Origin of the sequence: Nocardia spongicola (assembly GCF_047200775.1) — a bacterium.
In the GTDB taxonomy this organism is placed as follows: domain Bacteria; phylum Actinomycetota; class Actinomycetes; order Mycobacteriales; family Mycobacteriaceae; genus Nocardia.
In genome coordinates this window covers 69,789-89,291 of sequence record NZ_JBJZOO010000013.1, presented here as the reverse complement: position 1 = coordinate 89,291, position 19,503 = coordinate 69,789, and the positions used below count along the sequence as shown (strand labels likewise).

17 protein-coding genes are annotated in these 19,503 nt (G+C 66.3%); 9 read left to right on the top strand and 8 right to left on the bottom strand.

Going from position 1 to position 19,503, the window contains the following annotated elements; translation table 11 throughout:
* Nucleotides 1-85: 85 nt before the first annotated feature.
* Both ACL02S_RS19630 and ctaC read right to left on the bottom strand, forming a co-directional pair.
* Complete coding sequence (locus ACL02S_RS19630; protein ID WP_412803918.1) at nt 86-502, bottom strand: cytochrome c oxidase subunit 4; 417 nt, start codon at nt 500-502, stop codon at nt 86-88.
* Between the two features lie 14 nt (nt 503-516).
* Nucleotides 517-1,602 carry an aa3-type cytochrome oxidase subunit II gene (gene ctaC / locus ACL02S_RS19625; RefSeq protein WP_412803917.1) on the bottom strand — a complete coding sequence of 362 codons (1,086 nt, stop codon included), beginning with the start codon at nt 1,600-1,602 and terminating at the stop codon, nt 517-519.
* 364 nt (nt 1,603-1,966) lie between these two features.
* On the opposite strand from ctaC, the gene asnB reads away from it, so the two are divergent.
* On the top strand, nt 1,967-3,910 hold the full coding sequence (gene asnB / locus ACL02S_RS19620; protein ID WP_412803940.1) for an asparagine synthase (glutamine-hydrolyzing): 1,944 nt from the start codon (nt 1,967-1,969) through the stop codon (nt 3,908-3,910).
* Nucleotides 3,911-3,932: 22 nt separating this feature from the next.
* Here the strand turns inward: asnB and ACL02S_RS19615 are convergent, their stop codons facing one another.
* Both ACL02S_RS19615 and ACL02S_RS19610 read right to left on the bottom strand, forming a co-directional pair.
* Nucleotides 3,933-4,901, bottom strand: coding sequence for a carbohydrate kinase family protein (locus tag ACL02S_RS19615; RefSeq protein WP_412803916.1), 969 nt, complete (start codon nt 4,899-4,901; stop codon nt 3,933-3,935).
* A gap of 143 nt (nt 4,902-5,044) precedes the next feature.
* Nucleotides 5,045-5,395, bottom strand: a complete 351-nt coding sequence (locus ACL02S_RS19610) for a HesB/IscA family protein (RefSeq protein WP_412803915.1) — start codon at nt 5,393-5,395, stop codon at nt 5,045-5,047.
* A 297-nt stretch (nt 5,396-5,692) separates the two neighbouring features.
* Here ACL02S_RS19610 and ACL02S_RS19605 point away from each other — a divergent pair, with 297 nt between their 5' ends.
* The 3 genes from ACL02S_RS19605 (at nt 5,693) to ACL02S_RS19595 (ending at nt 8,181) form a co-directional block, all read left to right on the top strand.
* Nucleotides 5,693-6,295: a DUF3043 domain-containing protein gene (locus tag ACL02S_RS19605; RefSeq protein WP_412803939.1), complete on the top strand. Its 603-nt coding sequence runs from the start codon at nt 5,693-5,695 to the stop codon at nt 6,293-6,295.
* A 290-nt stretch (nt 6,296-6,585) separates the two neighbouring features.
* On the top strand, nt 6,586-7,569 hold the full coding sequence (locus tag ACL02S_RS19600; RefSeq protein ID WP_412803914.1) for a helix-turn-helix domain-containing protein: 984 nt from the start codon (nt 6,586-6,588) through the stop codon (nt 7,567-7,569).
* Nucleotides 7,570-7,614: 45 nt separating this feature from the next.
* A complete protein-coding gene (locus ACL02S_RS19595; RefSeq protein ID WP_412803913.1) occupies nt 7,615-8,181 on the top strand; it encodes a bifunctional adenosylcobinamide kinase/adenosylcobinamide-phosphate guanylyltransferase in 567 nt (188 codons plus the stop codon).
* Between the two features lie 41 nt (nt 8,182-8,222).
* Here ACL02S_RS19595 and ACL02S_RS19590 read toward each other — a convergent pair whose 3' ends face one another.
* Entirely contained in the window at nt 8,223-9,662 is a 1,440-nt protein-coding gene (locus ACL02S_RS19590) for an FAD-binding oxidoreductase (RefSeq protein WP_412803912.1), read from the bottom strand.
* 371 nt (nt 9,663-10,033) lie between these two features.
* Here ACL02S_RS19590 and cobT point away from each other — a divergent pair, with 371 nt between their 5' ends.
* The 3 genes from cobT (at nt 10,034) to ACL02S_RS19575 (ending at nt 12,726) form a co-directional block, all read left to right on the top strand.
* Nucleotides 10,034-11,113 (top strand): nicotinate-nucleotide--dimethylbenzimidazole phosphoribosyltransferase, encoded by a 1,080-nt coding sequence (cobT, locus tag ACL02S_RS19585; protein ID WP_412803911.1) that lies wholly within the window; start codon nt 10,034-10,036, stop codon nt 11,111-11,113.
* A gap of 100 nt (nt 11,114-11,213) precedes the next feature.
* A complete protein-coding gene (locus tag ACL02S_RS19580) occupies nt 11,214-11,960 on the top strand; it encodes an adenosylcobinamide-GDP ribazoletransferase (RefSeq protein ID WP_412803910.1) in 747 nt (248 codons plus the stop codon).
* 55 nt (nt 11,961-12,015) lie between these two features.
* A complete protein-coding gene (locus ACL02S_RS19575) occupies nt 12,016-12,726 on the top strand; it encodes an MBL fold metallo-hydrolase (RefSeq protein WP_412803909.1) in 711 nt (236 codons plus the stop codon).
* A gap of 15 nt (nt 12,727-12,741) precedes the next feature.
* On the opposite strand, the gene ACL02S_RS19570 is transcribed toward ACL02S_RS19575, so the two are convergent.
* Together ACL02S_RS19570 and gcvT are read right to left on the bottom strand one after the other, a co-directional pair.
* Complete coding sequence (locus ACL02S_RS19570) at nt 12,742-13,839, bottom strand: branched-chain amino acid aminotransferase (RefSeq protein WP_412803908.1); 1,098 nt, start codon at nt 13,837-13,839, stop codon at nt 12,742-12,744.
* Between the two features lie 142 nt (nt 13,840-13,981).
* Nucleotides 13,982-15,082, bottom strand: coding sequence for a glycine cleavage system aminomethyltransferase GcvT (gcvT, locus tag ACL02S_RS19565; protein ID WP_412803907.1), 1,101 nt, complete (start codon nt 15,080-15,082; stop codon nt 13,982-13,984).
* A gap of 127 nt (nt 15,083-15,209) precedes the next feature.
* Between gcvT and ACL02S_RS19560 the strand changes: the two genes are divergently transcribed.
* Nucleotides 15,210-16,721: a leucyl aminopeptidase gene (locus ACL02S_RS19560; protein ID WP_412803906.1), complete on the top strand. Its 1,512-nt coding sequence runs from the start codon at nt 15,210-15,212 to the stop codon at nt 16,719-16,721.
* A gap of 68 nt (nt 16,722-16,789) precedes the next feature.
* Here ACL02S_RS19560 and ACL02S_RS19555 read toward each other — a convergent pair whose 3' ends face one another.
* Nucleotides 16,790-17,152 (bottom strand): oxidoreductase, encoded by a 363-nt coding sequence (locus ACL02S_RS19555; RefSeq protein ID WP_412803905.1) that lies wholly within the window; start codon nt 17,150-17,152, stop codon nt 16,790-16,792.
* 259 nt (nt 17,153-17,411) lie between these two features.
* Here ACL02S_RS19555 and sucB point away from each other — a divergent pair, with 259 nt between their 5' ends.
* The gene (gene sucB, locus ACL02S_RS19550; protein ID WP_412803904.1) at nt 17,412-19,502 is read left to right on the top strand and encodes a 2-oxoglutarate dehydrogenase, E2 component, dihydrolipoamide succinyltransferase; all 2,091 of its coding nucleotides are present in this window, start codon (nt 17,412-17,414) and stop codon (nt 19,500-19,502) included.
* Nucleotide 19,503: the final 1 nt, after the last annotated feature.

Genomic DNA, 19,503 nt, shown 5'->3' with positions numbered 1-19,503 from the left:
GGGTCGCACCATACGCCGAGCGCCCCACCGGGAATCCGGTGGGGCGCTCGGCGAGGTATTGCACTCGGATGGGTACCCGAGCGGGTCAGTGCTTCTCCGGTCCGACGTGGTACTCGAACACCAGTCCGGCCACGGCGATCAGGACGAGAACGACACCGAGACCGATAAGCCAGAACTGGAAGAACGCCAGGCCGAGGGCGGCCACCGAACCAGCGGCGGCCAGGGTGATCGGCCAGAAGCTACCGGGCGAGAAGAAACCCAGGTCACCCGCACCGTCCACGATCTCGGCGTCCTCGTAGTCCTCCGGCCGCAGATCGATACGGCGGGCGACGAAACGGAAGTAGGTCGCGATGATCAGCGATAAGCCCGCGGTCAGCACCAGGGCCGTGGTACCGGCCCATTCGATGCCGGTACGTGAGCGGCCGGTGAAGTAGCCGTAGACGATCGAGATGAGGACGAAGAATACCGTGAGCAGTTCGAAAATCCGCGCTTCGATCTTCATATCAGATCATTTCCTCACTTGCTCGGGGCCGCGCTCTTGACATCGCGCTTGGTGTTGAACGGCGTGGTGGAGGTGGCCACCGGGGATTCACCGATGGACTCGAGCGCCTCGGCGTTGGTCATGCCAGCCCGTCGCGCATCCAGGTACTTGGTGAACTTCTCCGGCGTGACCGCTCGGACCTCGAAGTTCATCATCGAGTGGTAGGTACCACACATCTCGGCACAGCGGCCGACGAACGCGCCTTCCTTCTCGATCTTGGTGATCTGGAAGACATTGTCGGAGTGGTTTTCCTTCGGGTTCGGCATCACGTCGCGCTTGAACAGGAACTCCGGCACCCAGAAGGCGTGGATCACGTCCGCCGCGGCGAGCTGGAACTCGATGACCTTGTCGGTCGGCAACACGAGCACCGGCACCTCGGTGCTGGTACCGACCGTCTCGACCTCGTCGTAGTGCAGGTAGGACAGGATGTCGTTGGCAGGCTTACCGTGCACGGGGCCCGGATTCGGGTGCCCGTCCTCGGTCCGCTCCGCGTACTCGTCGAGCTGTTCCTGGTTCAGCCCCTCACGCGCGGTGTCGATACCGTCGTACTGGTAACCGTCCTTGAAGTCGACATTGCGGTAACCGAATTTCCAGTTCCACTGGAAAGCGGTCACATCGACAGTGACGTCAGGATTGTCCACCTTCTCGTGCACATAGTTCTGCACGACGACGGTCGACCAGAACAACCCGAGGACGATGAGGATCGGGATACCGGTGAAGGTCAGCTCCAACGGCACGTTGTAACCGGTCTGCCGCGGGAACTCCGGCGAATCCGCCTTCTTGCGGTGGAAGGTGACTGTCCAGAAGGTCAGACCCCAGACCAGCACGCCCATCGCCAGCGCGGCGATGACCGACCAGGTCCACAGTTCCCGCATCCGGGTGGCCTGCGGTGTGACACCGGAGGGCCAGCCGAACCGCAGCCAAACATTGTCGATCGAGCAGCCCGAGACGAGCAGCGCGGTGATCCCCAAGGACACCGCCAGCCCGGCCCGCCGAAGGATGCGGCTCTGCCGACCCACGGCGGGTCGTGCCCCGATCTCTTCGCTCGCCTTGTGCGCCACGCTCACGCCTTCCTGGTCGCCACACATTCCGACAGTGCACCGTCCGGGGCTGCGATCGGCCCCGGCAATGCGTCCTAAGCACGTTTCAGAGCACTCCCCTGACCGCCGCGTCCATGCACGGACCGCCTGAGAGAGACCTGAGTACTACGCAGCGTAGACCAAACAGCACCCCGGTATGTCGCCGGGTCGGCTTCGACACCGGATCCAGCGCACCGACCATGATCATTACCTGCGCTTCCGTTCCGGACACCGTGTGCGCGACGCGCGGTTTCAGCGGGTGCGGCATACTCGGACGCAGGATTTCGCTAGGCGCTCCGGTCGATGAGCGCGTACCCCAACTGTGAGAAACGAGGTAGCCGACGCCGTGTGTGGACTGCTCGGATTCCTGGCATCTGACGAGGCGGCACCGGATACGGTGGAGCAGGTCTACAACGCCTTGCACTGTGTACGCCACCGCGGCCCGGACGAGCGTGGCACCTGGCACGACGAGCACTTGGTCGTCGGCTTCAATCGGCTGTCCATCATCGACTTGGAGCACTCCCATCAGCCGCTGCGCTGGGGTCCGCCGGAGAACCCCGAGCGCTACGCGCTCACCTTCAACGGCGAAATCTACAACTACCTGGAGTTACGTGCGGAGATCGCCGCACAACACGCCGCCGAGTTCCCGGATGGCGAGATCTTCCGGACCGAGGGCGACAGCGAGGCGATCGTCGCGGCGTTCCACTACTGGGGTCCCGATGCGGTGCGGCGACTGCGCGGTATGTTCGCCTTCGCGATCTGGGACACCGAGAAGCGGGAACTGTTCCTCGCCCGCGACCCCTTCGGCATCAAACCGCTGTTCCTGGCCACCGGGCCGGGCGGGACCGCGTTCGGCAGTGAGAAGAAGAGCCTGCTGGAACTGCTACCCATCTTGCGGCTGGACGACGCGGTCGACCCGCGCGCGCTGGAGCACTACACGGTGCTGCAGTACGTACCGGAGCCAGAGACATTGCACCGGGATGTGCGCAGGCTCGAATCGGGCAGCTACGCCACCCTGCGGCCCGGCACGGCGCCGGTCGTCACCCGATACTTCACCCCGACGTTCCCGGTCCGACCGTTCGCTCCCGGTTCGGCGGCGACGCGCTACCGCGAGATCGCCGCGGCGCTGGAGGATTCCGTCGCCAAGCATATGCGCGCCGATGTGACCGTCGGCTCGTTTCTGTCCGGCGGGATCGACTCCACCGCGATCGCCGCGCTGGCCATGCGGCACAACCCGAACCTGATCACTTTCACCACCGGGTTCGAACGCGCGGGTTACTCCGAGGTCGATGTGGCCGCCGAGAGCGCGGCGGCGATCGGCGCGCGACATATCGTCAAGGTGGTCTCCCCCGCCGAGTTCGCGCAGGCGATCCCCGAGATCGTCTGGTACCTGGACGATCCGGTGGCAGATCCGGCGCTGGTCCCGCTGTATTTCGTGGCGAAAGAGGCACGTAAGCACGTCAAGGTGGTGCTATCGGGCGAAGGCGCCGACGAACTGTTCGGTGGCTACACCATCTACCGGGAACCGTTGTCGCTGAAACCCTTCGAGAGGCTGCCTCGTGGGTTGCGCAGACTCGCGGGCAGACTGTCGGACCGGATTCCGGAGGGCACAAGAGGCAAGAGCTTGCTGCATCGCGGCTCACTCACGCTGGAAGAGCGGTACTACGGCAACGCACGCAGCTTCAACGACGCCCAGCTGCGTGCGGTGCTACGCGATTTCCGGCCCGAATGGACCCACCAGGACGTCACAGCGCCGCTGTACGCCCAGTCCCGCGGCTGGGACCCGGTGGCGCGCATGCAGCACATCGACCTGTTCACCTGGCTGCGCGGCGACATCCTGGTCAAGGCGGACAAGATGACCATGGCCAACTCGCTGGAGCTACGCGTGCCGTTCCTCGACCCCGAGGTGCTGAAGGTGGCCGAGGAACTGCCGTTCGACCAGAAGATCACCAAGGAGACCACCAAGTACGCGTTGCGTCAGGCCTTGGAAGGCATCGTCCCTTCCCATGTGCTGCACCGTGCCAAACTGGGCTTTCCCGTCCCGCTCCGGCATTGGTTGCGCGGCACCGAACTCTACGACTGGGCGCAGCAGCAGATCGCCGAATCGCAGACCGACCACCTGCTGAACAAAGGCGCGGTCAGCGAGATGCTGACCGCGCACCGAGCCGGGAGCGTTGATCACAGCCGCAGGTTGTGGACGCTGCTGGTATTCATGGTGTGGCACGGCATCTTCGTCGAGGACCGGATCAAGCCGGAGATCCAGGAACCGGTGTACCCGGTGTCGCTGTAACTCCGACCTCCGGAGAACCGGTTCAGAGCAAGGGTTTGATGTCGGAGGCCGCCTCGGCTCCGTAGGCGTCGGCCAGACGCTGCAGGGCGGTCTCCTTGTTCAGCGACCACTCCTGGGTGCCCATGGTCTCCAGCACCAACACCGCGATCATCGATCCGAGTTGCGCGGAACGTTCCAGACTCAGCCCAGCGGTGTGGGCGATGAGGAATCCGGCACGGAAGGCGTCGCCGACACCGGTCGGCTCCACCTTCTCGATCTCGGGCACCGCGGCGACGGTCACCTCGGTGCCATCGGCACCGATGACCCGCACCCCGTCGGCGCCGAGCGTGGTGACCCTGACCCCGACCTTCTGCGCGACCTCCGCTTCGCTCAACCCGGTCTTCTGTAGCAGCAGGCCCCATTCGTACTTGTTCGTGAACAGGTACGCGGCGCCGTCGATCAGCTGTACCGACTGATCGCCGTCCAGCCGGGCGAGCTGCTGGGAAGGATCGGCGGCGAACGCGATACCGAGCTCCCGGCACTCGGCGGTATGGCGCAGCATCGCCTCGGGGTCATTGGCGCCGACCAGAACGAGGTCGATCTCCCGTGTGTCGGCGAGCGTGGCGATGGAGATATCGCGGGCCTCGTTCATCGCGCCCGGATAGAACGACGCGATCTGCGCCATATCGTCATCGGTAGTACAGACGAAGCGGGCAGTATGCGCACGCTCGGAGGTCAGCACAGCGGAGCAATCGACGCCATGCGACTCCAGCCAGGCGCGATACTCGGCGAAATCGGCGCCGACGGCGCCGACCAATACGGGCGCTCGATTGAGCAGGCCCATGGCGTAAGCGATGTTGCCGGCGACACCGCCGCGCCGGATCTGCAGATCATCGACCAGAAAGCTCAACGACACGTGATCGAGCTGATCGGCCAGCAGCACGTCGGCGAACCGACCCGGGAAGCGCATGAGGTGGTCGGTCGCGATGGACGCGGAAACGGCGATAGACACGTGGCTGAGCCCTTCAACGGTAGGCGACAGGCGGTGTGGGCCAGAACGCAGGCCCACTACTCACCGTATCAATGCCCGCCCCGCCGGATCAGCATCGAGTTCCCCAGCGAGGAGCGGGATCCGCCCCGTGCCTGCGGTTGGGCTCAGTTGAAGGAGTCGCCGCAGGCGCAGGAGCCGGTGGCATTCGGATTGTCGATGGTGAAACCCTGCTTCTCGATGGTGTCGACGAAGTCGATCGAGGCGCCCTCGACATACGGCGCGCTCATCCGGTCGACAGCCAGCTTCACGCCACCGAAGTCGACGGTCAGGTCGCCGTCCAGTGTGCGATCGTCGAAGAACAGCTGGTAACGCAGACCCGCACAACCACCGGGCTGTACCGCGATCCGCAGCGCCAGATCGTCACGCCCTTCCTGATCCAACAGTGCCTTCGCCTTCGCGGCTGCGGCATCGGTCAGAGTCACACCGTGGGTGGCGGTCTCGTTCTGCACAGTCATGAACTCTCCTCGAGGAACCTAGGGTCGGCCCGGGCACAGCACGGGACGTATCGGTCAACACGACTCGGCGGGCTGCTATTCCCATCTTGCCACCCGCGGGCCGACGACAACACGCACCCCGTGTGATCCCGCAGGCCCTCCGGGTGAAGATCCCGCGGCCCCCCGGGCGAAGATCCCGCAGGCCCGGGGCGAACCGGACCACTTTTCATCGCGCAGGGTACATCGAATAGCCTGGTCTATGTGAAGTTGTTCCGCCGCGGCGAGCCCAGTACCACCGACGCGACCACCGAACCGGCGGTGGTCACAGCCGATGGCACCACCCGTACGGCACCAGCGACCACCGCGGGCAAAGGCAGGCCAACCCCGAAACGTCGTGACGCACAAGGTAAGCGGCGTGGCCCGGTGGCGCCGGCTCCGCTCACCGCGAAAGAGGCCCGCGCCCGGCGCAAGGCCGCGCGTGGCAGCAAAGCGAACCGTAAAGCGGCTGCGGCCGAACGGCGTGCCGCCACCCAGGACCGGCGGGCCCGCATGCTCGCGGGCGAAGAGAAGTACCTGCTACCCCGCGACCAGGGGCCGATCCGGGCATTCGTCCGCGATATCGTCGACGCGCGCCGCAATCTGGTCGGCCTGTTCATGCCGATGGCGCTGGTGCTGGTCCTGTCGATGTTCGCCGCGCCAGGGCTGCAGGCCATCGTCACCCTGGCGATGCTGGTGATGATGACATTTATGATCATCGAGGGGATCATGCTCGGCCGGATCGTGAACAACCGGGTCAGGGAGCGTTTCCCCGATACCACCGACACCGGATACCGACTGGGCTGGTACGCCTTCGTTCGCGCCTCGCAGATCCGCAGAATGCGTGCCCCGAAGCCGCGAGTCGGCCCCGGCGACGCAGTATGAGCTTTCCCGGCGGTCCGCGCACTGCGCAGTAGGCGCGGCAGCCGCTGCCCGCAAGTGCCGCACCCCGCGTATAGCCGCTACTTCAGCGCGCACCCGCTCGATATCGCGATCGACGATATCCGACGAACCCGCCCGTTCCCCATGTCGGAGACACAGCGTCACGCAGATCGCTACAGCCGCGAGGAAAAGAATCAGACCGATCATGGCAGTAATTTTTCTCGCAGCACTTTACCGCCAAAAGTGGCAGCAACGACATTGTTCGTAAAAATACGGCCAGTACACTGACCGGCATGTTGTCCAAGGTCGCCGTGGTGCTGTCCGAGCAGTTGACCATGTTCGAATTCGGGGTCATCTGTGAGGTTTTCGGTCTCGACCGCACTGCCGACGGACTGCCTGCCTTCGACTTCCGCGTCTGCGGAGCCGAGCCCGGCGTCGCACTGCGCTCCAACACCCCTGGAGTCACCGTCGCACCCGAATACGGGCTCGCGGAGCTGGCGAAGGCCGATCTGATCGCCATCCCGGCCGCCACACCCAACAGTGAATGCGGATTCGATCCGCGGATCGTCGAGGCCATCGGTACCGCGGCGGCGGCGGGCATAACCGTGCTCACCGTTTGTTCCGGGGCATTCCTGGCCGGGGCGGCCGGGCTGCTCGACGGACGCACCTGCACCACACATTGGCGCCATGTGGACAAGCTCGCCGCCGCGTACCCCGAGACGACCGTCGACCCGGATGTGTTGTTCGTCGACGAAGGCAATCTGATCACCAGCGCGGGCACCGCCGCGGGCATCGATGCCTGCCTGCATCTGGTCCGGCGGGAACTCGGCAGCGCAGTGGCCAATGCGATCGCCCGCCGCATGGTGGTTTCGCCACAGCGTGACGGCGGGCAACGTCAGTTCATCGAACGTCCCATCGCCGCCTGCACCTCCGATAGTCTCGTCCCGACTCTCACGTGGATGAACGACCATCTCGACCTGCCCCATACCGTCGCGGAACTCGCCACCCGCGCCAATATGTCCACCCGTACCTTCGCCAGGCGCTTCGCCGCCGAGACCGGTACCACCCCGGGGAAGTGGCTCACCAATCAGCGCATCCTGCTGGCCAAACAGCTACTGGAGGAAACCGGCCTCGGCCTCGAACACATCGCCGCCCGCGCCGGCTTCGGCTCCGGCGCGTTGCTGCGCCACCACTTCCAGCGCATGGTCGGCATCGCGCCAACCGAGTACCGCCGCCGCTTCGGTGACGGCCGGGAAACGGTGCGGGCCGCGGTCTGATCCCGAGCGCCGAACCACATGCCATCCGATTGATACCGTGCACCTGTGCCGCACAGTTCTCCGCCCGCAACGCCACGTCGTACTCTCGTTCTCGGCGGCGCGCGGTCCGGTAAGTCGGCATTCGCGGAGAATCTCGCCGCCGAGGCTGGCGGCTCGGTACGTTATCTCGCCACCGCGGTACCCGATCCGGACGACCTGGATTTCGCCGCACGGATCGCCGGACACCGCAGCCGCAGGCCCGCGCACTGGTCACTCGTCGAGAGCACCGACCCGGCGCAGGTGCTCGCCGCGGCCGCGGCGCAGCCTGGACAACCGCCAGTCACGCTGATCGATGACATCGGAACCTGGCTGACCGCACGCATCGATGCGTGTGGAGCCTGGGACGCGCCGCGCGGCACCCTCTCGCCCGATACCGACGCTTTGGTCGCGGCGGTCGCCGCCTATCCGGGCACCCTGGTGATCGTGACCCCGGAAGTCGGGATGGGCGTCATCCCCGCGACACGCTCCGGTCGCCTGTTCCGAGACGAGATAGGCCTCCTCAACCAGCGCCTGGCCCAGGTCTGTGACGAGGTCTTCTTCGTCATCGCCGGCCTGCCCCAGCGGCTGCGTTGACAGCATCGGGATCCGGTAGCCGCCCGATCACACGGGGCTGATCAGCGCAGCGGGGGAATGCTCTGTTCGAAGGTGAAAACCTCATGCGGGTCGTACTCGGCCTTGACGGCCCGGAGCCGATCGAAATGCGCACCATAGTATTCCGCGCCCCAGTCCGCGATCGATCGGTCGGGGACATTCACATACCCACCGTGGAAGAACGGCTGGAGCGCACCCCGGAACTGTTCGATCCACGCGATATGCGCGCTGTCGGCCTCCGCCCCGTTCCAGGTGGCGCCGGGCTCGGCATAGAAAATCGGGTCCCGCCAGTACCAGGCAGCGCCGTGTTCGGGCGGCCTGCGTACCGCGCCACCCCAGCTCAGTGCCCAGAAGCTGCAGTCAGGGCTCGGCGCGTCGGCGATCATCGCGCTGATCTGCTCACGGGCCTGCGGTGGCAGCGGGTCGTGCACCCACATCGGCGTGTATTTCGCTCTGCGGAACCGGCGTGGGTTCGCGTTCTCCGCATGGAAATAATCCACGTAGCTCATGGCCGCCACCTCGAAATCCGCCCCTGGGATCTGCAACAGTGGCCCGACCATCCGGCGTACCTGGTCGGCGGGCCCGAGGAAGGTGCCGCCGACCGTGAGGCTCGGAGACGCACGCTGCGCATTGAACACCGAGCTCAGCCGCTCATCCGCCGCAGGCGCCCAGCGCTGCCAGGTATCGAGCACCCGCGCGAGCGCGTCCAGCGGCCAGCGCACCTGCCAGGTTCCCAGCTGCTCGGGAATCCGATGAATACGCAGCTCGTACTCCGTGGCGATACCGAAGTTCCCGCCTCCACCGCCGCGACAGGCCCACAGCAGATCGGTATTCCGCTCCGCATCGGCCCGCACGATTCTCGCACCCGAATCGCCCTCGGGGATCACGAGTTCGGCGGAGAGCAGATTGTCGCACGCGACGCCCATCCTGCGGCAGAACAGACCGATACCACCGCCGAGAATCAAACCACCCAACCCCACCGTGGCCTCGTCTCCGGTGGGAAAACCGTACGGCGCCAGCGCATCGACCAACTCACCTTGGGTCAGCCCGGTGCCGACCGTCGCGGTCATCGCCTGCGGATCGATCTCGACGGACTTCAGCGAGCTGACATCGATAGTGATGCCATCGTCGACCGATGACCACCCTTCCAGCGAGTGCCTGCCGCTGCGGGCCCGGAAGGGGATATCGTTCTCCCGTGCGTATCTGAGGGCATTGACCACATCCTCGGTATTCCGGCAGAACACCAGCGCTCGTGGCGAGGAATCGAACAACTCGTCCCAGTACCTGCGCGCCGACGCATAGTCGGGGTCATCCGGGCGCACCACCTGCCCGGTCAATTCGGTCCGCTCGGTGGAACCGGGAGGCGCGGATCGGCCGCAGGCAGACACCCCACCGAGCGAAGCGGCTCCGGCGAGCGCAGTCAGCCCCTTCAGCGCAGTCCGCCGAGGCAATTCTCGCGACACGTTCTCTCCCAGGTGGTATCCGGCCGTTGCCGTTCCATATCGGAGCCATTCCATATCGGAATGCGTCGTCATCCCTAGGCATGCCGCAGTGGGCATACCGAACACTCTCATCCGGATGCTCCGCTACCCCGGTCGACCGGAACGTGCACCACCTTCATCCGGATCCGAACCGGCGCGAGGAAGCTGAGCACAGCTGCGTCATCCGGGACTGTAACAGCTCGATGTGGTCGTTTTCGCACTTCACGGCCGATCGTTCGCGGTATGACACCCACGGAGGGAGACCGGGAGGGTGGTGGCCCCTCGACGCGACCGCGCAATGGCAAGATTGGGCGGCGTAGTCGGCAGAAACCGTATGACCGAAAGGCTCGATAGTGACGCACGGATTCGGACCGGTAACACCCCCGGACGCAGAGTGCCGTGCGGCGGCCGAGCAGCGGCAGGCACAACTGACCAAACCGGCTGGGGCGCTGGGCCGATTGGAGGAGCTGGGCAACTGGGTGGCGGCCTGCCAGGGTAGCTGCCCGCCCAAGCAGTTCGAACGTGCCCGTGTCGTGGTGTTCGCCGGAGATCACGGCATCGCGCGGCATGGGGTATCGGCGTATCCCAGCGAGGTCACCGCACAGATGGTGGCGAATTTCCTCGGCGGTGGCGCCGCGGTGAACACGCTCGCGGACGTGGCAGGCGCGACGGTCCGGGTGGTGGATATCTCCGTCGATGCCGATACCGACCCGCATATCTCGGAGCACAAGGTGCGTCGCTCCAGCGGGTCGATCGATCGTGCGGACGCGCTCACCACCGAGGAAGTACAGGCGGCGCTCGCCGCGGGTCGCGCGATCGCCGACGAGGAAATCGATGCGGGCGCCGATCTGTTGATCGCGGGCGATATGGGCATCGGCAACACCACACCGGCCACCGTGCTCATCGCAACGCTCACCGATACCGAACCGGTTGCCGCGGTCGGCCGCGGCACCGGAATCGATGACGCGGGCTGGATCCGCAAAGTCGCCGCCCTCCGCGATGCGATGCGCCGCGCGCGGCCGGTGGTGAAAGACCCGGTCGAACTCCTCCGGGTCGCCGCAGGCGCCGATTTCGCCGCGGCTGCCGCCTTCCTCGCCCAAGCCGCGGTCCGGCGCACGCCCGTCATTCTGGACGGCGTCGTCGTCACGGCGGCGGCCATGGTTGCCGAAGACCTCGCCGGGGGCGCCAAGGCCTGGTGGCTGGCAGGCCACCGTTCCACCGAACCCGCGCATACCCTCGGACTGCGGCACCTGCGCCTGGAACCGGTGATCGATCTGAGCATGCGTCTCGGTGAGGGCTCCGGCGCACTCAGCACCCTCCCATTGCTCCGGGCTGCTGTGGCGACTCTCGCCGATATGTCCACTTTCGCCGAGGCCGGCGTCAGCACCGCCGAGGCCGAACAAACACAATCCACACCCGACCTGCGGAAGTGAACAGTCCGCGGCCCGCATTGCCCCCACGAGAGCACGACCCGGGCACCTCGGCACACCAGGCCCGGCCGGTACCGGCTCGAAAGACCACGGGAGATACGGGATGAACGGGCTGCGATTGGCGATTTCCTGGCTCACGGTACTGCCGATCCGCGGACCGGATGTCGTCGATCGCACGGCGGCGGGATCGGCGATCCGGTTGGCGCCGGTGGTCGGGGTATTACTCGGAACGGGCGCGGCGGGGCTGCTGTGGGTCCTCGTTCAAGCCGGTGCGAGTGCCGCACTGGCCGGACTGCTCGCGGTCGGCGGGCTGGCGCTGGCCACCAGAGGCATGCATCTCGACGGGCTCGCCGACACCATGGACGGACTCGGCAGTTACGGACCTCCCGAGCGGGCGCGGCAGATCATGAAGAGCGGCGGAGCCGGACCGTTCGGCGTCGCGGGAATCGTGTTCGCCATCGGGATACCAGCGATGTCGTTCGCGGCCTTGGCCGACTCCGGCCGGTGGTTCGGGGTGGTACTCGCCGTCATGACCGGCCGGGTCGCCGCGGTACTCGCCTGCAGGGCGAGCACCGCCGCACCCGGCACCGGATTCGGTGCCCTGGTCGCGGGCACCCAATCGGCGTTCGTCGCGGTGGCGTGGTCTGTGGCAACGGTCACCGTGGCGGTCTCGGCCGTACCGGATCGACCGTGGCTCGGGCCGCTGGCCGTGGTCCTCGCCCTGGCCGCCGCGGCGGTTCTGGTCGGCCACTGCGTCCGTCGCTTCGGTGGGCTCTCCGGCGATGTACTCGGTGCCGCGGTGGAAACGGCGGTAGCGCTGAGCGCGGTCGTGTTATCTCTTCCCGGCTGACCCCTTTCCCACCGCGGTACCAGGACGATCCCGGCCGGAGAATAGGGTGGGCGGCATGTCTGAACGCCTGTACTTTCGCCAGTTGTTATCTGGACGCGACTACGCCGTAGGCGATCCGATCGCGACGCAGATGCGTAACTTCGCGTATTTGATCGGCGACCGGGAAACGGGCGAGTGCGTGGTGATCGATCCGGCCTATGCGGCGAGTGACCTGGTTGACATCGCCGAAGCAGCAGGCCTGCGGCTCACCGGCGTGCTCGCGACGCATCACCACCCCGACCACGTCGGCGGCACGATGCTCGGCTTCACCCTTGGAGGTGTGCGCGAACTCCTCGAAAAGACCGATGTTCCGGTCCATGTCAACGCCGAAGAGCTGCCATGGGTGGCCCGGGTCACCGATATCGCCGAAAGCCAACTGACCGGTCATGCGCACGGCGACAAGATCACCGTCGGTGCTTTCGATATCGAATTACTCCACACGCCCGGACACACTCCTGGCAGCCAGTGCTTTCTGTTCGACAATCGGTTGATCGCAGGCGACACCCTGTTCGTCGACGGCTGCGGTCGCACCGACTTCCCCGGCGGCGATTCGGACGAAATGTTCCGCAGCTTGCGCTACCTGGCCGGACTCGCAGGCGATCCGGTGGTCTATCCGGGGCATTGGTATTCCGAAGAACCCAGCGCCGCGTTATCGGCTATCCGGGACACGAACTACGTGATGCGACCGCAGACTCTGGAGCAGTGGCGCATGCTCATGCCGGGCTGAAGCACCTGCGCCGGATCACATCCGGCGCATCCACCCATGGATATCGGCGAAGGTGCCACGCTGGATACCGGTCAGCGTGTCCCGCAAGGCCATGGTGATCTCCCCTGGCTCGCCACCGCCGATGGTGAACTCACCCTGCTCGGAACGAACCCAGCCGACCGGGGTGATCACCGCGGCGGTACCGCAGGCGAAAACCTCGGTGATCTCACCGGTTTCGGCGCCCTTGCGCCACTCCTCCACGGAAACCTTGCGCTCCTCGACCGAAAAACCGGAATCCGCGGCAAGGGTCAGCAACGAATCGCGGGTGATACCGGGCAGCAGGGAGCCGGACAGCTCAGGGGTGACCAGACGGGCCTCTGAGCCGGACCCGAAGACGAAGAACAGGTTGTTGGTGCCCATCTCCTCGACATAGCGGCGCGTACAGGCGTCCAGCCACACCACCTGATCGCAGCCCTTATCCGACGCTTCGGCCTGAGCCAGCAACGAGGCCGCGTAATTCCCCGCCACTTTCGCCTCACCGGTGCCGCCAGGTGCGGCACGCACGTATTCGGTGGACAACCAGACCCGCACCGGCTTCACCCCACGCGGGAAGTAGGCTCCCGCGGGCGAGCCGAGCAGCAGGTACTTGTAGGACGCGGCAGGCTTCACGCCGAGCCCCGCCTCGGTGGCGAACATGAACGGCCGGAGGTACAGCGATTCCTCACCGCCTGCCGCGGGCACCCAGTCGCGGTCCACCTCGAGCAGTTGCCGCACCGATTCGATGAACAGCTCCTCCGGCAGCTCGGCCATCGCCATCCGCCGGGCCGAACGACGGAACCGCGCGGCATTGGCATCGATACGGAAGCAGGAAACGCTGCCATCACCCTGGCGATAGGCCTTGAGCCCTTCGAAGATGGCCTGACCGTAGTGGAACACCATCGTCGCCGGGTCCAATGCCAGCGGGGCATAGGGTTCCACCACGGCGTTCGTCCATGCTCCATCGATGCAATCGATCGAGACCATGTGGTCGGTGAAGTACCGCCCGAAACCCGGCTCCGCCAGTACCTCTTGTCGCCGCTGCGCCGGAGCGGGCGCGGGATGCGGAACACGGGTGAACTGTGCGGCAGCGGTCATGGCGACGATCCTATCCGTACCGCCCATGGTCGATACCACCCATATCCCCCGCTCCCGCCCGGTATGGCAAGCGACTCCCCGAACCGGCACCGACCGCCGCTACGGATGCTCGGCGCCGGACCGCGGGTGCGTACCGACCCGGCTATTTGGTGCTCGGCTGGACGAAAGGTGGACGTACGACTTCACAGCGAAGCAGGCGACCACGGACATCGACCTCGACCTCGGTGCCTGGCTCGATGCCCGCCGAAGTATCGAACAGGGCCAGCGCGATACCGAGCTCGAGAGTCGGTGAGAAGGTGCCCGAGGTGGTTTCACCCACCGGCACACCCGCGTGCGATACCTTCTGCCCTTGCCGGAGCACACCTCGATCGAGCGCTTTGATGCCGAGCAGGATTCGGCGCGGACCTGCCGACTTCTCCTGTTCCAGAGCAGCTTTGCCCCAGAAATCCGGCTTCTTCCAGCCGATCGCCCAGCCACAGCGTGCCTGTACCGGCGAGATCTCCAGCGATAATTCGTGCCCGTGCAGCGGATAACCCATCTCGGTACGCAAGGTATCGCGGGCGCCGAGCCCGGCAACCTGGCCCTCGGCGGCACGCACCTGCTCGACCAAGGCGCGGAACAGCGGTTCGGCATCGTCCCAGCGCGGCAGTAGCTCATATCCGTGCTCGCCGGTGTAGCCGGTGCGACATACCCGAACCGGACGACCATCCCATTCCGCGTCGGCGTAGGCCATGTACTCGAGGTCGGTCGGCAGGCCGAGCGCGGTCAGCACCTCGGCAGAGCGCGGACCTTGTACGGCGAATACGGCGTAGTCACGGTGCTCGGCGGCGACGGCAACACCCTCCGGCGCGGTCTTGCGCAGTTCCGCGACGACCGCGGCGGTATTGGCGGCATTCGGCACAAGAAAGATCTCGTCATCGCTCACGTAGTAGGCGATGAGGTCATCGATCACTCCCCCCTCCGGCGTACAGCACAGCGTGTACTGCGCCTTGCCCGGACGGATCCGGGTGAGGTCATTGGTGAGCGCCGAGTTCACGAAGGCCGCGGCTCCCGGCCCGCGCACCGTGGCCTTGCCGAGGTGGCTGACATCGAACAGCCCGACCGTCGTGCGGACAGCTCGGTGCTCGGCCACGGTCCCGGCGTAGGAAACCGGCATCTCCCAGCCGCCGAACGGCGCGAAGGTGGCACCCAGCTCGGCGTGCACAGCGTGAATGGGTCCTTGCAGGAGGTTCGTCTCGGTCACCAACCGAGCTTATCGGGGCCGACCGGCAGCCACGATCCACGCGTGAACACAGCGGAACTCCGGCGCGGCGGCAGCGCGGCGCGGCACCGGGAAGCGACCGGACAGCCCGAGCGCATAGCCTAGGCCGATGACCGCTGTCGCAGATCGCTCACTCGGACCGGAACTGGCATGCACCGAACACATCGGTGTCGACACCGATGTGCTCGTCATCGGGGTGACCTCCTCGGAAGATGGTCCGGCCATCGCGCCCGATGACTTGTTCAGCGACGTGCTCACCACCGAGATCCGTGCTGAACTGCTCGACCAACTCGGCGCGGTGGGCGCGAAGGGCAAGGCCGAGGAGCTGAACCGGATCCCCGCCCCGGCCGGGCTGGATGGAGTCTCCAGCGTGCTCGCCGTCGGCCTCGGCGCCCCCGACAAACTCGATGCGGAGCAAATTCGCCGCTCGGCGGGGGTAGCCGCGCGCGCACTCACCGGAACAGCACTGGTGGTGACCACCCTGTCCGGCCTCGACCTCTCCGCCGCCGCGGAAGGCTTCTATCTGGGCGCCTACTCGTTCACACCATTCCGATCGGACAAATCCGCACCCAAGCCCGACGAGCGTCCGGTAGCCCGTGTCGAGTTGCTGGTGCCCGAGCCAGGAGTCGGCGCCGAGGCGCTGTCCCGCGCCCAGCTCACCGCCGAAGCGGTAGCCACAGCACGAGATTTCGTGAACACCCCGCCCAGTCACTTGTTCCCCGCCGAGTTCGCCTCCCGTGCAAAGGAGCTCGCCGAAGCAGCAGGCCTCACCGTCGAATTACTCGACGAGAAGGCCCTGGAAGCGGGCGGCTACGGCGGCGTACTCGGAGTCGGCAAGGGGTCCTCCCGGCCACCACGCCTGATCCGGATCAGCTATACGGGTGGCCCGAAGAAGGTCGCACTGGTCGGCAAAGGCATCACTTTCGACACCGGCGGCATCTCCATCAAGCCCGCACAGAACATGGAGAACATGACCTCCGATATGGCGGGCGCGGCCGCGGTGATCGCCGCGACGCTGCTTGCCGCTCGGCTGAACCTGCCGCTCACCGTCACCGCCACGGTCCCCATGGCCGAGAATATGCCCTCGGCTACCGCACAACGTCCCGGTGACGTGCTCACCCAATACGGTGGCACCACTGTCGAAGTGATCAACACCGATGCCGAAGGCCGCCTGATCCTGGCCGACGCGATCGTCCGGGCCGGCGAAGACGAGCCCGACTACCTCATCGACGTGGCGACACTGACCGGTGCGCAGATGGTCGCGCTCGGCACCCGCACGCCAGGCGTGATGGGTACCGAGGAGTTCCGCGACCGCGTCGCCCACATCTCCCGTACGGTCGGCGAGAACGGCTGGGCCATGCCGCTTCCCGGCGAACTGCGGGCCGATCTGAAATCCAAGATCGCCGATCTGGCCAATGTCACGCCACACCGCTGGGGCGGCATGCTCGCGGCCGGGCTCTTCCTCGCGGAATTCGTCCCCGAGAACGTGCAGTGGGCCCACCTGGATGTCGCCGGTCCGGCATACAACACCGGCAGCCCATTCGGCTACATCGGCAAGGGCGGCACCGGTGTCCCGGTGCGCACCCTGATCGCCGTACTGGAGGACATCGCCGCGGAGTGACCGCGCGGGGCATCGCCTCCCCTGGCGATGCCCCGGCCTACCGCACGCGGGGCTGTCGGATCACGGGTCTACAGATCACGCAGCTCCGCCTCGAACGCACGCCGTTGCGCTATCCGCTTGCGCGCATCGTAATCGCGCATCCGCTGGGGATACCCGGTTTTACGCACGTCGTAGACAGGGATACGCAAGTCTTTGGCAAGCCGTTGCGCCCCTCGTTCCCCCACGATCCGGCGCGTCCATTCACCATCGGCGGCAATAAGCACTACTGTGACATCTGTCACCATAGTCTTCGGTTCGATATAACCTTCGACACCGATGCGCGCGCGTACCCACTCGGACAGATAACGAGCCTCCTGCCCATCCGGAGAACCCCCACGTAGCGCGCCGCCTGCTCGGGCAACACTGCCACGGAAACGATCCAGCAATCCCACCGACGCCGACCTCCTTTCCAGCACCGGAGAATGTTCACCGCCGGTCTTCCCATACTGCCAGCTCTGTACAGTTCGCCGCCCTGCTCTACACAGTTTGCGCGCGAGTGCAAGGATGGACCGCGGTACAAGAACCGCACGGATCTCCGGTGCCACGCATGATTATCGGTGGCTTCCGGACGAGCGTCGCGACCCGCGACGGGCGTCCGCAGCGAGATCAACTGTTGTAGAACCCGTCGAGCAGTCAGAGGAGTCAACGGACATGGCCTTCTCCGTCCAGATGCCCGCTCTTGGTGAGAGCGTCACCGAGGGAACGGTGACCAGGTGGCTGAAGCAGGAAGGAGACACGGTCGAGGTCGACGAGCCACTGCTGGAGGTCTCCACCGACAAAGTCGACACCGAGATCCCCTCCCCCGCGGCGGGTGTGCTGTCGAAAATCATTGCCAAAGAAGACGACGTCATCGAAGTCGGCGGCGAACTCGGTGTCATCGGCGAACCGGGCGCGAGCACCACCGACACACCCGCACCCGCCCCAGAGGCCGCCGCCCCCGCACAACAGGCACCCGCCCCAGAACCCGAGACCGCTCCGGCACCCGACCGAGCCGCATCGGCGCCATCCGCCGAAGGCACCTCCGTGACCATGCCGGAACTCGGCGAGTCCGTCACCGAAGGCACCATCACCCGCTGGCTGAAGCAGGAAGGAGACACGGTCGAGGTCGACGAGCCACTGCTGGAGGTCTCCACCGACAAAGTCGACACCGAGATCCCCTCCCCCGCGGCGGGTGTGCTGTCGAAAATCATTGCCAAAGAAGACGACGTCATCGAAGTCGGCGGCGAACTCGGTGTCATCGGCGAACCGGGCGCGACCACCACCGACACACCCGCACCCGCCCCGGAAGCCGCCGCCCCCGCACAACAGGCACCCGCCCCGGAACCCGAGGCCGCCGCGGCACCCGACCACACCACACCCAGCACCGAGACCGCCTCGGCACAGCCCGCCGAAGGCACCCCCGTGACCATGCCGGAACTCGGTGAGTCTGTCACCGAAGGCACCGTCACCCGCTGGCTGAAGTCGGTCGGCGACCAGGTCGCCATCGATGAGCCGCTGCTGGAGGTCTCCACCGATAAGGTCGACACCGAGATCCCCTCGCCGGTCGAGGGCACCCTGCTGGAGATCACCGCGCAGGAGGACGATGTCGTATCGGTCGGCGGCCGACTCGGTGTGATCGGCAGCGGGACACCGGCGACTGCCGAGAAACCGGCACCGGAACCGGAGCCGAAACCGGCCGCCGCCCCTGCTCCCGCACCGAAACCCGCCGCGGCGCGGGCACCCGAGCCCGCACCGGCTCCTGAACCGGCACCGGCTCCTGAACCGGCACCAGCGGCCGGGTCGACCAACGGCGCAACCCCTTACGTCACCCCGCTGGTCCGGAGGCTGGCCGAGGAGAACAACGTCGATCTGGCCACGATCACCGGCTCCGGGGTCGGCGGCCGCATTCGCAAGCAGGATGTGCTCGCCGCCGCCGAGGCCGCGAAAGCACCGGCTCCGGCGGCAGCTCCGGCCGCGGCCACCCCGGCCGCCGCACCGGCGAAGGCCACCAAGGCCGAGGTTCCCGCACAGCTGGCCCACCTGCGCGGCACCGTGCAGAAGGCCAACCGCATCCGCCAGATCACCGCGACCAAGACTCGCGAGTCGCTGCAGACCACCGCGCAGCTGACCCAGGTGCACGAGGCCGATGTCACCAAGATCGCCACGCTGCGCAAGCAGGCCAAGGCGACATTCAGCGAGCGCGAGGGCGTCAACCTGACCTTCCTGCCGTTCTTCGCCAAGGCCGTCGTCGAGGCGCTCGGTGCGCACCCGAATGTCAACGCCAGCTATGACGAATCCGCCAAGGAGATCACCTACCACGCCTCGGTGCATCTCGGTATCGCCGTCGACACCGAACAGGGACTGCTGTCCCCGGTGATCCACAATGCCAGTGACCTGTCCCTGGCCGGATTGGCGCGCGCCATCGCCGATATCGCCGAGCGTGCCCGCACCGGTGGCCTCAAGCCGGACGAACTGGCAGGCGGCACCTTCACCATCACCAATATCGGCAGCCAGGGCGCGCTGTTCGACACCCCGATCCTGGTTCCGCCGCAGGCGGCGATGCTCGGCACGGGTGCGATCGTCAAGCGTCCGGTCGTGGTGACCGACGAGACCGGTAACGAGTCCATCGGCGTCCGCTCGATGTGCTACTTACCGCTCACCTACGATCACCGCCTGATCGACGGCGCCGACGCGGGCCGCTTCTTGACCACGATCCGGCACCGGCTCGAAGAAGCCGCGTTCGACGCCGATCTCGGTCTGTGAG